General features: G+C 54.3%; 13 protein-coding genes. 6 read left to right on the top strand and 7 right to left on the bottom strand.

Annotated features, from left to right (window positions below; genetic code table 11):
• Positions 1-178: 178 nt before the first annotated feature.
• Positions 179-1,699 carry an S-layer homology domain-containing protein gene (locus FHS19_RS26260; RefSeq protein WP_183584746.1) on the top strand — a complete coding sequence of 507 codons (1,521 nt, stop codon included), beginning with the start codon at positions 179-181 and terminating at the stop codon, positions 1,697-1,699.
• A 23-nt stretch (positions 1,700-1,722) separates the two neighbouring features.
• Entirely contained in the window at positions 1,723-2,019 is a 297-nt protein-coding gene (locus FHS19_RS26255) for a hypothetical protein (protein ID WP_183584745.1), read from the top strand.
• 40 nt (positions 2,020-2,059) lie between these two features.
• Here the strand turns inward: FHS19_RS26255 and FHS19_RS26250 are convergent, their stop codons facing one another.
• The 6 genes from FHS19_RS26250 to FHS19_RS26225 all read right to left on the bottom strand — a co-directional run bounded on the left by FHS19_RS26250 (position 2,060) and on the right by FHS19_RS26225 (position 6,189).
• A complete protein-coding gene (locus tag FHS19_RS26250; RefSeq protein ID WP_183584744.1) occupies positions 2,060-2,845 on the bottom strand; it encodes a GNAT family N-acetyltransferase in 786 nt (261 codons plus the stop codon).
• 143 nt (positions 2,846-2,988) lie between these two features.
• Positions 2,989-3,357 carry an LSm family protein gene (locus tag FHS19_RS26245; protein ID WP_183584743.1) on the bottom strand — a complete coding sequence of 123 codons (369 nt, stop codon included), beginning with the start codon at positions 3,355-3,357 and terminating at the stop codon, positions 2,989-2,991.
• A 17-nt stretch (positions 3,358-3,374) separates the two neighbouring features.
• Positions 3,375-4,121 carry a class I SAM-dependent methyltransferase gene (locus tag FHS19_RS26240; RefSeq protein WP_183584742.1) on the bottom strand — a complete coding sequence of 249 codons (747 nt, stop codon included), beginning with the start codon at positions 4,119-4,121 and terminating at the stop codon, positions 3,375-3,377.
• 160 nt (positions 4,122-4,281) lie between these two features.
• Positions 4,282-4,635, bottom strand: coding sequence for a hypothetical protein (locus tag FHS19_RS26235; RefSeq protein ID WP_246426832.1), 354 nt, complete (start codon positions 4,633-4,635; stop codon positions 4,282-4,284).
• 303 nt (positions 4,636-4,938) lie between these two features.
• A complete protein-coding gene (locus tag FHS19_RS26230; RefSeq protein WP_183584741.1) occupies positions 4,939-5,520 on the bottom strand; it encodes a hypothetical protein in 582 nt (193 codons plus the stop codon).
• A gap of 9 nt (positions 5,521-5,529) precedes the next feature.
• On the bottom strand, positions 5,530-6,189 hold the full coding sequence (locus FHS19_RS26225) for a cobalamin B12-binding domain-containing protein (RefSeq protein WP_183584740.1): 660 nt from the start codon (positions 6,187-6,189) through the stop codon (positions 5,530-5,532).
• 252 nt (positions 6,190-6,441) lie between these two features.
• Between FHS19_RS26225 and FHS19_RS26220 the strand changes: the two genes are divergently transcribed.
• The 4 genes from FHS19_RS26220 (at position 6,442) to FHS19_RS26205 (ending at position 11,955) form a co-directional block, all read left to right on the top strand.
• On the top strand, positions 6,442-6,747 hold the full coding sequence (locus tag FHS19_RS26220; RefSeq protein WP_183584739.1) for an antibiotic biosynthesis monooxygenase family protein: 306 nt from the start codon (positions 6,442-6,444) through the stop codon (positions 6,745-6,747).
• Positions 6,744-7,112: a hypothetical protein gene (locus FHS19_RS26215; RefSeq protein WP_183584738.1), complete on the top strand. Its 369-nt coding sequence runs from the start codon at positions 6,744-6,746 to the stop codon at positions 7,110-7,112. The genes FHS19_RS26220 and FHS19_RS26215 overlap by 4 nt, the downstream gene beginning before the upstream one ends.
• 38 nt (positions 7,113-7,150) lie before the next feature.
• The gene (locus tag FHS19_RS26210) at positions 7,151-10,774 is read left to right on the top strand and encodes a CheR family methyltransferase (RefSeq protein WP_183584737.1); all 3,624 of its coding nucleotides are present in this window, start codon (positions 7,151-7,153) and stop codon (positions 10,772-10,774) included.
• Between the two features lie 104 nt (positions 10,775-10,878).
• On the top strand, positions 10,879-11,955 hold the full coding sequence (locus tag FHS19_RS26205) for a DUF4037 domain-containing protein (protein ID WP_183584736.1): 1,077 nt from the start codon (positions 10,879-10,881) through the stop codon (positions 11,953-11,955).
• Between the two features lie 199 nt (positions 11,956-12,154).
• On the opposite strand, the gene FHS19_RS26200 is transcribed toward FHS19_RS26205, so the two are convergent.
• The gene (locus FHS19_RS26200; RefSeq protein WP_183584735.1) at positions 12,155-13,216 is read right to left on the bottom strand and encodes an LLM class flavin-dependent oxidoreductase; all 1,062 of its coding nucleotides are present in this window, start codon (positions 13,214-13,216) and stop codon (positions 12,155-12,157) included.
• Positions 13,217-13,219: the final 3 nt, after the last annotated feature.

Genomic DNA, 13,219 nt, shown 5'->3' with positions numbered 1-13,219 from the left:
AGGTGGCCCACTCTTTACCTGCGATTCCAATCCACTATTGAGTCCGTTGTCCATTCAAGGATTGCCCTGAGGGCATGTTTTCAAACTGCGAAAATTTTGATTGAAATACACCTGAGAATCACTACAATTCAGATTAGGCTTATTGGTTATTATTTCATGTTCCATAGGGGGAAATAGGTTGAGAAATACGTTGATGAAAGTCCTCACGTCCGCGGCGCTGCTCAGTGCCATCACTATGCCTTCCGTAAGTGCGGCATCCACCACGTTCTCGGATATCGGCGGATCTTACGCCAAGGATGCCATTAACGAGTTAGTCGAAAAGGGTATCCTTAACGGAAAGGGCGACGGCAAATTCGACCCTGCCGGAAAAATTGAAAGACAGGATTTTGCCATCATCCTTGCCAAGGCATTAGGTCTGGACGTTTCCAGTACACCAAAGTCGCCGACATTCTCGGACGTACCTCCGGACAGCTATGCCTATGCCTTTGTCGAGGCCGCTGTTAAGGCTGGACTGATCAAGGGTCAGGGAGATGGAACTTTCGGCACCGGCTCCAACCTGTCGCGCCAGGATATGGCGGTACTGTTCACCCGGGCTCTGGGCGTTGATGTCCAGGGGAAAGGGGCCGATTTGAAATTTTCCGATGCAAGCTCCATTTCCGACTATGCCAAGGATGCAGTCGGCGCCGCGGTTGAGCTCGGATTGATCAAGGGAGGCACCGACGGCAAATTTGATCCTAAAGGGGGTGCGGCCAGAGAAGCAGTGGCACAGGTAGCCAGCCGTTTTTTTGACGCCAAGGAGATCATCGGCAGCCAAGCTCCGCCTGCGCAGCCGGACCCGGCTCCAACCACGCCAGATGAACCGACCAAGCCGACTACTCCAACCCCTCCGGTGACTACGGTGCCATCTACATCGGGCGAAAGCAGCAATAGCGGCGGCAGCACGCCTAGCCAGCCGGAAACGTCGGCTTCGGCGGTGACCTTGGTGTCTTCGTCTCCACTAAATATTGGAGATCCGATCAAATTGATTAGCAGCAAAGTAGGCAAAGTGTATGTGGTGCCTTATGCAGCAACTCCAACGAGCAAGACGGACCTAGATTCACTGCCTGATTTGTTCGTGAGATCAGTTCTTAATGCGAATCAGGTCACGGAAATCGGAACATCATTGTTGACAGCCGGAGAATACAAGGTATATTTCGGAGACAACGAAGGGCGCATGTCGGCGCCGTCTTCTAAAATCGTGCTTCAAGATAATCCTAAGATCGCTTTAACGAATGAAGGGGAATCCTCCTTCCTTTTAGGTAAGGAAGGTGCCGTTCTTAAAGATTTTACCTATACCTATAATCCTTCTAGTACAGACAGAGATATCAACGATTGGATTCAGGTGAAGTGGCACGGTAAATCTTTAAAAATGATCTATAATTCAACTCAACACAATTTCAAAGTTTTTGAAGGGGACCATCTGGTAGGCACAATAGAGGTAAGCTCTGGTTCAGCCCCTATCGCCATTGAGCCCGCTGAAGATGGACTCCACATCCGGCCCACCGAAAAGGCTACTGAAACAACAAAAGCTGCATTTCAGTTTACCCTAAAGAGTTACAATACAGAGGAAGAAACTCAACAAGAGTTGATCTGCCGGTACAATTTGACCTTGCACCATCCGTTACCGAGGCGACTTACCAAGACGGCGTTATCACTTTAACGGTAGATCAAGATCTTCACCAAATGGATGTTCTCCCTCTCGTTAAAAGCATCTCCTATTCTTCAAGCGGCGAGTTTGGTAATGACAACGGATATTTACTTCAAGATGAAGAGTTCAAAGTTGCGTTAAGCGAAGACCCCAAGCAATTTACTATAACTCTCACCGACTCCGTGCTTAACGAGCTGCTCTTGAACGAAAGGGGAAAATTCCGCATGGTTATCTCTGGCCTCAGAGACAAGGCAGGCAACCTGTCCGAAGAGGAAACCCGCGATGTGAACATATCAAACGTCGGCCCAAACCCCACTTCAGAAGGCGAATAATGCAACAAAAAAACGGCCAACATCCTTGGCCGTTTCTCTTTTATCCCTCCTGCCCCGCAGCCTCCATCCTCAGCAACCGGGTCCGGGTCACCATCCCTGCACTTTCCAGCGTCCTCTTGGACGCCTCGTTGTAATACCAGCAGCCGCTGAGCGGCCGGATCCCCTGGGCATGGCACCAAGCTTTCAGCCATAAAATGATGCTTCGGCCTACTCCCTGATGGCGGTACGACTCATTCGTGAACATGCCGATACTGGCGGTGCCGTCGATCAAGACCGAGCGCTCCACAATGCCGATACCTAGCAGTTCGCTGCCCTGATACCAGGTAAAGAGCTCCCCTTTTTGTATTCGCAATGCGCAAGAACCACCCAGAAAATCTCCGCTTACCCGCTGGATGTCTTCCAGATCGGCAAGCTCCGCGGGACGTAATATGCCTGGTTCGGGCCCTCGATCACTCGTCAAGTCCATTCCGCTGTCCTGAAAGAAATAGGCCTGCTTGGCGATAGTCATATCAAAATCCAGGGCTAGGCTGAGCAGGAGCTCATCTCCCGTCGACACGAACACCTCACTCACCTGATGCTCTTCCAGCACCCGCCGCAGCAGGACCTGCGCATGCCTCTGATGTGTCCGGCGGAGATAAAACTGGGTCAGCAAACTGTTGTCATGGACGGCGTAATATCCAAGCGGCGCGTCTTCAGACAGGATGATGTAATATTGTGATTCCAGAATATACTGCTCCAAAAAGGTATCAAACGGCGAAGACAGCCCTCCTATGTATTCCTGCAACAGCTCTCGAACTTCTTCGATCCCGCACGCTCTAGTGTCCATGCTCGAAACACCCTTTCCAACCATCCTTTTCCTTCATTTTACATCGGCTTCCCGCTGATCGAAACTACAAAAAAGACCATTCCCACACGGAATGGCCTTTTGTTCCAAAAAGCTCCTAGAAGCAGCTCCTGCGGCTCGCCCCTTTAGATTTTAAAAGCCCCCATCAGCGGCATAATCATTTGCAGCATGTTCATACCCACCCGAATATTCGGGATAATCTGGCCGAACATGCCCATAAGTCCTCCGGATTGGCCTGTAGTCTGACCCTGCGCATTGGGCTGACGGCCGCCGCCAAACAAGGCGCTGAAGATCCCGGATACCTGTACTTCTTTCTCCCGCGTAGGCGGGCCCGTCATCTTCGACCGTCCTCTGGCCGCGGACAGAACAACCTGCCCGTTCTCAATGCCCGTTACGTATCCCACATACTGCGTGCCATCCTTGAGCACCACCCAAACCGGCTGACCCAGCAACTGGGCGGCTTGTTTAGGATCGACAACGTACTCCTGCTTCATGAAAATCACCTCGCTTTTCAGCTATCTGATCCGCTCGCCAATCCCTTGCTTCCAATCCATACCACATAAGACAATACATCGCCGAACTCGTCGTAGAACTGATGATTCCTTTGCAGCAGCTGCAGCGCTGCCGGATCGTCAAGCCACTCTATATCGAACATTTGGTATGGATCAAAGGATATGCTCACTCCCTGCTCCTGCAGCGAGGCCAGGCGGTCCGAAGGAAGCCGCGCATCCAGACTGCGGAAACCCGCCTGCTTCAATAGCTGCTCCCATTCTTCCAACGAGGGAATATCCCGGGCGCCGTACAGCTCTTGCGACGCTTCCCTCAGTCCCAAACAGTCCTGCTTCCGGACCATTTCACGGTCATATAACAGTCCGCCGTCCTTGAGCACACGGTGGTATTCCCGCAAGGCAGCCGGAATGTCCACAAATACGGTAACCGACTCGACAAAAACGACATCGAACCCGCCGGCTTCAAACGGAAGTGAGGCGGCATCCGCAATCCGGAAATCAACCTCCACTTCCATGGCCTCGGAGCGCCGGCGGGCTTTCCCGATCATGCCCTGATGAACATCGACGGCGGTTACCCGGTAACCCATTTTCGCCAAGTGGCAGGCCGTTCTCCCGGTTCCGCAGCCCACCTCCAGAATATTCGCTCCGGCCGGTATGGTATCGCGCTCAAGGAGTGCCAAGGTGCTGTCAAAGCCGCCTGGATGAGCAGCCCCTTCACCCAGCGCAGCCAGCATATCAAAGTACTTCAACGTTTCTCGCCTCCATCAGGCACTCCGTCTGGTCATCGGCCCGCCATGGCGGACGGACAGGTCTCCCGTTTTTCTCTTAAAAAAAGATCCCTGCATTCCCTATCGTCTGCAGAGATCAGTTCACATCCAGCGAAGCGCCAGTATATATCGTCTATTCTATTTAGATGAAGAGGAACGGTATCAGGAATAATAAAGCAATGGAAGTCCAGGCTAAAGCCCCGTATCCTGGCGGGTAACCGTAACCGTAGCCGCCATAGCCGCGGCCGTAAGGACCGTATCCCGTGTAGCTGGATGTCTTGGCTTTTTGCTGCAGCTCGCTCAGCTGCTTGCTGGCTTTTCCGGGATTCGTGGACAGAACGGTCGCACGGGGAGCCGCGTCGCCGAGCTCCAGTCCATGATCCGAAACTCCCTTAATCGTGCCATACACTTGCGTACCATCCTTAAGAACCGCACAAACGTGCTTGCCGACATACGATCTGCACGTATCAGCCGATGGTGATTGGATCAGCATCATGCCTATTCCTCCTTCCCACTTCATTCCTTTATCCTATTCACCTGCAACCGAAGTCGAAAGGGGAATATGACCATTTATATAGAGCCCTCGCCAGAAAGGCCTTGAAACCCATATTCTCAGGATACGGGCTCCGTTTTCGTCATGTCATCCATGTTCCGGTTATAAAAAAGAAACCGCGTCTCCTATAGATAGGTAGACAGGGCTTCTCTTCAATGCTGACAACCGCCCAGCCTGGCGGCGCTCCAGTTTCAGCTTCATTTTGTTAGGCCAATAATTTTACAGCGACACAGCTCCTGTGCCAGTTCATCTGCCGGGCCAATGCTTGCCGGCCTGCGGAAAACTTGCCGCCGCCTCTTGCAGCGCCCGGTCGATTTGCTGCTTGATAATGTCCGCATAGACGGTTTGGTTCATCTCCAGCAGGCTGGGATACAGCATATCCACCAGCTCGCCGATCGTTGTAAGCGCGGCGGAAAGCTCGCGGATGCGCATCGTCACCGCCCCCCCGCCAGAGGGGACCTTGACCGCCGGATGCTTCCGCTCGGGCTCCTTTAAATCTTCGTGCAGCCTATGGAGCTGCTCTGTTACCATCTGGAACTCCCGGCTCTGACAGATGCAGACGATATGTCCTGTCCCTTCTTCGTCCCAGGACTGATAGACGTCAACCAAAGCAAGCGGGGCGGAACGGGTCTTCATGATCAGTTCCACTTTCACGTTGGCATGGGAAGGTGCAATGTAGGTAATCGCTTTGTCCACCGAGCCCTCGTCGAGCAGATCGAGCAGGGAGCCGGCTTCAGCAAATGTCGCTTCGGCCTGCCTGGAGGCGGTTAAAATATGATAATCCCGGTCAATGCAAAAATAAGGGACCGGTATTTGCGTCATGTCCATGGACGGTCATTACCTCACGATCTGCTGCTTCGCATCAGCGAATAAATAGGAATCGATCCAATCGTTTAATTCGAGTAAAGTTGGCACAAACACGGCCTGATCGGCCAAGCCCTGATCAATTCCGTACGGTTCGATCACGCGGCCGCCAATGATAACTGCAGGACTGCCGGGCAGGCTCCCGAGTGCGTTTACGTACTGCTTTAGCTTGGGTAAATGATACACGATGGAGACCGAAAGGCCGATCACATCCGGCTTCCAGTTCATGGCGCCAAGAAGGGCATCCTTCAGTGGCAGATTCGGGCCGTAAAACCGGGCGGCGAACCCGCGCTCTTCGAAGAGGGCCGATACCATTTTCAGACCGAAATAATGCGCTTCTTCCTCCACGCAGAGAAACATGCCTCTCTTTCCGTTCGGCTGCTCCGGCTTCACTAGCGCGGCATACCGGGTCATCAATATATCGCAGACGCCTGAGGCCAGATGCTCATCGGCCACCGTTATCAAATTTTGCTCCCACAGCGAACCGACGTATCGCATGGCCGGCGCCAGCCACTGCTCATAGATATACAGGCTGTTCCTGCCGGACTCAACTTGCTCCACAAGGCTGGCCCAGCATTCTTCTGTCCTTCCGCCAATCATTTGTTCAGCGAGTTGTTCAATGCCCATATTCATGCAGCGGCAGCCTCCTTTTCCGTCGGTTATGGATATATCACCAATCATATATCAGACTTATATACTATCATCCATACAAAAAGAAGGGAATGTAGATTCAACACAGGTTTTGTCGAATTTGACGACCTTGGGCCTGTTCCTCTACGATGAACACAAATAAAAAATGAAAGACTTGAAAACTTTGGGAGATTATACCCATGATCTTTATTATAATATAATTAGCCCTCATCCGAGAGGCAAGGAGGAACATGCATGTATATCGTTCACTCAACTGTCGTTGTCCCTGCTGATAAGGCCGACGAAGTTATCCATATTTACAACCACCGATCCAAGTTGGTGGATCAGGCTCCAGGCTTCCAATCCTTCATGCTGCTGCAGAATGAACGCAAGCCTCATGAGCTGACGGTACAAATCACTTGGGAAACCAAAGAAGACTACCTCCGTTGGGCCAGGGGGGAAGATTTCAAGCGGGTCCATGAGCTGGAGAAGCAGTACCCGGATCAGGAGCTGGCAGCGATCGTCCCACAGGTCAATAAGTACAACGTGGTCGCCCGATGAAACAAGCCGGCAAATACGAACGACTGATTGATCGGGTGACGCAGCTGATTTACGAAGCCGACCCTTCACTCATAGACCGATACGGCGAGAAAGGAGTGCAGAAATGCAAGGATGATAATGCACACCATATGCGTCATCTGGAAACGGCACTCGAACTTGACGATTCACGGGTATTTAGCGATTATGCCGTTTGGCTGAATGGTATTCTGAACACCTACGGCATGGAAACGCGTACGCTGACGGATAACTTCCGATACCTTCAGCAATCTCTTTCCACAGTGGACGAATTGGACGAGCCCACCAAACGGGCCTTCGGCCAGTACCTGACCGATGCGATAAATCGGCTTGAAGCAGATCAAGATTGATTGCTTTTCAAGAATGATAACGGAAGGGGTAGACGCGGATGAACGGGAATGGACGTAATGAGCTGCAAGCTGCAGCACCGGTATCGACACAAGAACTGACGCTCGTGAATAAGGATGCACTGGAATTGGACCCCAGCTTTGTGGTGGGTCTGGGTGCATCAGCCGGCGGACTGGAAGCATTGGAGATTTTCTTTGACCAAATGCCGACAGACACGGGGATGGCCTTCATTGTCGTTCAACACCTTTCTCCGGATTACAAAAGCCTGATGGACGAGATTTTGCGCAAATACACTTCCATGCCCATTCGCGAAGCCAAGCACGGCATGAAAATCAACGCGAATCATATTTATTTGACCCCTCCACGTAAAATCCTCACCGTTTTGGAAGGACGTCTGCAGCTGACCGATTCCATTCCGCCTACAGCCCTGCACCTGCCGATCGATATGTTTTTCCGCTCACTTGCCATGGCCTACGGCACCAAAGCCGTAGCCGTGATTATGTCCGGGACCGGCACCGACGGCTCACGGGGAATACATGACATTAAGGAAGCCGGGGGACTCGTCATTGTACAGGACAGTCAATCAGCTAAATTTGACGGGATGCCCAGCAGTGCAAGGCTGTCCGGTAACGCCGACGTGGTGCTGGCCCCGAAGGAAATGACAGAAAGGCTGATGCAGCACGCTCATGGCGCAGAGTACGAGAGCATGACAACGGTCCGGGAAACCATTACAACCGAGCAATACATTCAGCTCATTTTTGAGAAAATCCGCCAGGACTGTGGCGTGGATTTTACCTATTATAAACGGAACAGCGTGCTGCGGCGGATCGAGCGGCGGATGGCCATCCATAACGCCCCGTCTATGGCGGCTTACATGACTTATCTGGAGGAACACCGCGAGGAGCTGCAGGCGCTGCGGAAGGATCTTCTGATCGGCGTCACCAATTTTTTCAGGGATCCCGAAGCGTTCCAGACCATATATGACAAGGTGCTCCCGGAAATCTTCGAGCGCAAAAGCCTCTCCAAGGAAATCCGCGTCTGGGTGGCGGGGTGCTCGACGGGGGAGGAAGCCTACTCGATCGCGATGCTGCTCCGCAAATACGCGGATACGCTGGATGAGCAATATCTGATTAAAATTTTCGCCACCGATCTGGACAAGGAATCGATTGAATACGCCAGCCAAGGCATCTATACGCAGAGCAACATCAGCCACTTGTCGGAAGAAGACCAGGAGCGCTTCTTTATCAAGGACGACGATATGTTCCAGGTAAGCAAAGACATCCGCAAGATGGTTGTGTTCGCTCCGCAAAACATCATCAAGGACCCCCCATTCCGGAATCTCGACCTGATCACCTGCCGGAATATGCTGATTTACCTGCAGCCGGAAATGCAGCAGAAGGTGCTGTCCCTGTTTCATTTTGCGCTGAATCCGGAAGGCTTCCTGTTCCTCGGACCCAGCGAAACGATCGGGCGCTTTGCGGGGCAGTTTGAATTTGTGGACCGGCGCTGGAACATTTTCTCGCACAAGAACGGAAAAGCCGAATCGGAAACACGGCTGTTTTCACTCGAAGGGCGGATTTCGCAGACCCAGTCCTACCGTAAAACCGCGCCTCCCCCGGCTGCCGTCCGCGACCCGGCATCGCCTAAACGTCTGGACGATCTGCAGGGGGCGCTGGTCGAGGAGCACATTCCGCCCGGCATGATCGTGGATCAGAACAACGATGTCATTCACCTGAATGGAGCGATCAACGATTATTTGACGCTTGCCCAAGGCAAACCAAGCTGGAATTTGTACAAAATGATCGACCCGAACGTATCCGTCGCGGTCTCGTCCGCCGTCCAGAAAGTCCGTCAGGAGCGGCGCGGCGTCGTCTACCACTCGCTCAGCATCGCCACCAACACCGGTGAAAGGATGGTGGACCTGCACATTCGGCCGTTTTCGCTGAAGAATAAAGCGTTTGAAAAGTACGTGCTCATCCTGTTCATGGATCCCGAGGAACCGGAGGCCGCGGCACAAATGGTGTTGGAGCCGTTCGAAATTGACCGCAACGTGAGCTCCCGGATCATCGAGCTGGAGCAGGCGCTCCTGATGGCGGAGGAATCGCTTCAAGCCACCGTCGAGGAGCTCGAGACGTCCAACGAGGAACTGCAGGCGACAAACGAAGAGCTTGTGGCCGCAAACGAGGAGCTGCAGAGCGCCAACGAAGAGCTGCAATCGGTGAATGAGGAGCTGGTGACCGTCAACACGGAATACCAGTTTAAAATCCAGGAGCTCACCGACGTGAATAACGACATGAACAATTTTCTGGTCAGCACGCGCATCGGCACCATTTTTCTGGACAAACGGATGTGCATCCGCCGCTTTACTCCGGCCATCACGAAGGAGATCAACCTGCTGGAGGTCGATTACGGCAGGCCGATCGAGCACATCTCCCACCATTTTAAATACGATACGCTGGTGGCCGATGCAAAGCAGGTGCTGCAAACGCTCGTTCCATTCGAGAAAGAGATCCAGAGCCAAGACGGCACCTGGTACAGTATGCGCATCCTGCCTTACCGGACGGAGCAGAATTTTATTAGCGGGGTCGTGCTGACGTTCGTGAACATCACGGATCTCAAGGCGGTCAATGAAGAGCTGACGAAGCTCAGCTACGCGGTCGAGCAAAGCCCGAGCATTACCGTCATTACCGACGTCAGCGGATCGATTGAATACGTGAATCCGAAGTTCACCGAGATTACCGGGTTCAGCCTGTCCGAATCAAGGGGAAACAGCCTGAAGGCCTTTTGCAAGACGTCCGAGGGAAGTCCCACGGTGGATCTGATCATGGAGACGGCCAAAAACTGTGGCATCTGGAAAGGCGAGCTGACCAGCACCAAGAAGAACGGGGAATTGTACTGGGAATCGGTGAAGCTTATTCCGATCAAGGACAAGAAGGGCGGGATCATCCATTTCGTCAAACTGTCCGAGGATATCAGCGAGCGCAAACAGGCGGAGGAGATGCTCCGCAAGACCGAAATGCTGTCGGCCGTCGGCCAGCTGGCTGCAGGTATCGCCCACGAAATCCGCAACCCGCTGACCGCGCTGAAAGGCTTCACCAAGCTGATGTCCAACAAGGGGACGGGCAACGACTCATATATAGGGATCATGCTGAACGAGCTGAACCGCATCGAGCAGATCGTCAGCGAGCTGTTGGTGCTGGCGAAGCCGCAGGCGGTCGATTTTGTCCAAATGGACCTGGAGCCCATCCTGCATGACGTCATCATGCTGCTGGAATCGCAGGCCAACATGAACAATGTGGAGATGAACATCGACCTGAAGCCGGGCATGAAGGTAGTCTGCGTCGAGAACCAGCTCAAGCAGGTGTTCATCAACGTGCTTAAAAATGCGATTGAAGCGATGCCGCGCGGCGGCGAAGTGAACATCCAGGCCAGCCTGAGCGACAACCACAACATCGTCGTGCGGTTTGCCGACAACGGCTCCGGCATTCCCGAGAGCAAGCTGGCGAAGCTGGGCGAGCCGTTCTATTCCACGAAGGACAAGGGAACAGGCCTCGGCCTGATGGTCAGCTACAAAATCATCGAGAATCACCAGGGATCGATCCGTTTTGAAAGCGCTGAGGGTGAAGGGACGACGGTCACGATCACAATTCCGGGCGTGGCGTAAGGATTACCGCAGAGTTCATCATAATATCAGCAGCGACAAGGGGATCGCGCATCACTAGCCCGACAACCTGCGTGTTTCCCCGCTAATCAGGAGGATGGGGAACCTTGAATTTATTTATTCCCGGATTAAAGTTATCTCAGTTGTTTTATGAAGAAGTCGTCAGCAAGCTCATCCAATGCCCGCATGCAGCGGCTTTGATCGGCGAAGGCTCCGAAGTGCTGGGGTATGACCAGCCGCGCTCCACCGATCACAGTTGGGGACCGAGGCTGCAGATTTTTGTTTCAACCGCCGAGGTCGAAAAGGTGAGCATGCGCGTCGACAGCGGGCTGCCGGATAGTTTTATGGGATATCCCGTGCGGTTCTTTTCATGGCAGAACGGGACGGTTCAGCACCATGTCCACGTGACGACCCTTGAGGACTGGCTGGTTTCCCAGCTGCGTATCCACGGACGGGGCCCGCTCACTCCACAGCAGTGGCTGTCCCTCCCGCAGCAGCATCTGCTGCAATTTACGGCAGGCGCCGTGTTTCATGACGATGCCGGTGAGCTGTCCCGAATGCGCGGGCAGCTTGGGTGGTATCCGCAGGATATTTGGCTCTGGATGCTGGCGTCCCAGTGGCATTTGATCGGCAATTTGCAGCCGCTTATAGGCAGGACAGCCGAAGCCGGTGACTTTCGAGGCTCCGTTTTGATCGCCTGCACCCTGGTCCGCCGAATGATGGAGATGTGCTTCCTGCAGGAGCGGACGTACTGGCCTTACCCCAAATGGTTTGGAGCAGCCTTCTCCCGGCTTGGGGCTGCCCCCACGGTGGGCCCGGTTCTTGACGGCATCCTCGCCGCTGCCGACTCGGGGAAGCGGGGGCAAGCTGTCAATCAGGTGCTGATCCAGCTGGCCGAGCGGCATAATGCGCTTGGGATTACACTAGAAATCCCGCCGCAGATTGGGGATTTTCAGGTCGGAATTAACGGCGCGGTCCGGCCATATCCCGTCTTGAATGCGGGAAGCTATGTCGAGGCATGCCGGAAGGCAATCGCCGATTCCGCCATCGCCCGCCTTGTCCCGATCGGGGCGATCGATCAGCTGACGCACGCGGATGACGCGCTGATCAACTTCACCTCTTGGCCGGAGCGCTTGAATGATGTGTACGCGCAGGAATTGAACAGCCCTGCCGGTTCGGAGTGAAAAATACTGCCTTGCAAAAGCGCATCTATTTCACCCGTATGCTGGCAAGCAACGGCTTGAACTCACAAAAAAAGAGGGGGATCATGCCCCCTCTTTTTTTGTAGTTTTCAACACCTGAGCACACTTACCCGCTACCGGATCAGCCAGCCGTGTAATTCCTTCCGCTGCTCGCATACTCGCGAGCCCCCGGCTGCAGGCCTTACTCCCTCGGCTCTCCCGCGGCTTCCCATTTCGTAATCTCCTCACGTACCCGCGGCGCCACCTCGGTTCCGAGCAGCTCAATGGCTCGCATCACGAGATGATGCGGCATTGAGCCAACCGGCACGTGCAGCATAAAGCGCGTAACGCCCACGTTTTTGCGGAGATGGATGATCTTCCGGGCGACCGTCTCCGGATCGCCGACGTATAAAGCGCCTTCGAAGCTGCGGGCGTTGTCGAAGCTGTTGCGGTCATAATGGCCCCAGCCCCGCTCCCGTCCCAGCACATTCATGCTGTATTGGGTCGACGGGAAGAACAAATCGGCGGCCTTCTCCGTATCCTCGGCGATAAAGCCGTGCGAGTGGGAGCCCACCGCCAGCTTCGACACGTCATGGCCCGCGTGGGCAGCCGCCCGCTTGTACAGCTCCACCAGCGGCGCAAACTGCGTCGGTCTGCCTCCGATAATGGCCAGCACCAGCGGCAGGCCCAGCAGGCCGGCACGGATGACCGACTCCTGGTTGCCCCCGCTGCCGATCCAGATGGGCAGCGGATCCTGAACCGGGCGCGGATACACGCCCAGGTTGTGAATCGCCGGGCGATGGCGGCCCTCCCAGGTCACCTTCTCGGAAGACCGGATTTTGAGCAGCAGATCGAGCTTCTCGTCAAACAGCTCGTCGTAATCGTTCAGATCGTATCCGAACAGCGGGAACGATTCGATAAAGGACCCCCGGCCCGCCATGATTTCGGCGCGTCCGTTCGAAATCCCGTCGACCGTGGCAAAATCCTGAAAAACCCGGACCGGGTCGGCCGATGACAGCACCGTGACCGCGCTGCTGAGCCGGATTCGCCGGGTCTGCGGCGCAGCCGCCGCCAGCACGAGCGCCGGCGAGGACGCTGCATAGTCTTTCCGGTGATGCTCGCCTACTCCGAATACGTCCAGCCCCACCTGGTCGGCAAGGACAATTTCCTCAACCACTTCCCGCAGACGCTGCGCGTGGCTGATGACCTCACCCGTCTCTACGTCCGGTGTCGTTTCCACAAAGGTACTGATGCCTATTTCCATGGG

Origin of the sequence: Paenibacillus rhizosphaerae (genome assembly GCF_014192015.1) — a bacterium.
Lineage (GTDB): Bacteria > Bacillota > Bacilli > Paenibacillales > Paenibacillaceae > Paenibacillus_AQ > Paenibacillus_AQ rhizosphaerae.
This window is presented reverse-complemented; position numbering and strand designations above follow the sequence as displayed.

Coding starts and splice junctions, on each gene's coding strand:
- FHS19_RS26255 (WP_183584745.1), top strand. CDS start 1,723: ATGGATGTTCTCCCTCTCGTTAAAAGCATCTCCTATTCTTCAAGCGGC.
- FHS19_RS26250 (WP_183584744.1), bottom strand. CDS start 2,845: ATGGACACTAGAGCGTGCGGGATCGAAGAAGTTCGAGAGCTGTTGCAG.
- FHS19_RS26245 (WP_183584743.1), bottom strand. CDS start 3,357: ATGAAGCAGGAGTACGTTGTCGATCCTAAACAAGCCGCCCAGTTGCTG.
- FHS19_RS26235 (WP_246426832.1), bottom strand. CDS start 4,635: ATGATGCTGATCCAATCACCATCGGCTGATACGTGCAGATCGTATGTC.
- FHS19_RS26230 (WP_183584741.1), bottom strand. CDS start 5,520: ATGGACATGACGCAAATACCGGTCCCTTATTTTTGCATTGACCGGGAT.
- FHS19_RS26225 (WP_183584740.1), bottom strand. CDS start 6,189: ATGAATATGGGCATTGAACAACTCGCTGAACAAATGATTGGCGGAAGG.
- FHS19_RS26220 (WP_183584739.1), top strand. CDS start 6,442: ATGTATATCGTTCACTCAACTGTCGTTGTCCCTGCTGATAAGGCCGAC.
- FHS19_RS26215 (WP_183584738.1), top strand. CDS start 6,744: ATGAAACAAGCCGGCAAATACGAACGACTGATTGATCGGGTGACGCAG.
- FHS19_RS26210 (WP_183584737.1), top strand. CDS start 7,151: ATGAACGGGAATGGACGTAATGAGCTGCAAGCTGCAGCACCGGTATCG.
- FHS19_RS26200 (WP_183584735.1), bottom strand. CDS start 13,216: ATGGAAATAGGCATCAGTACCTTTGTGGAAACGACACCGGACGTAGAG.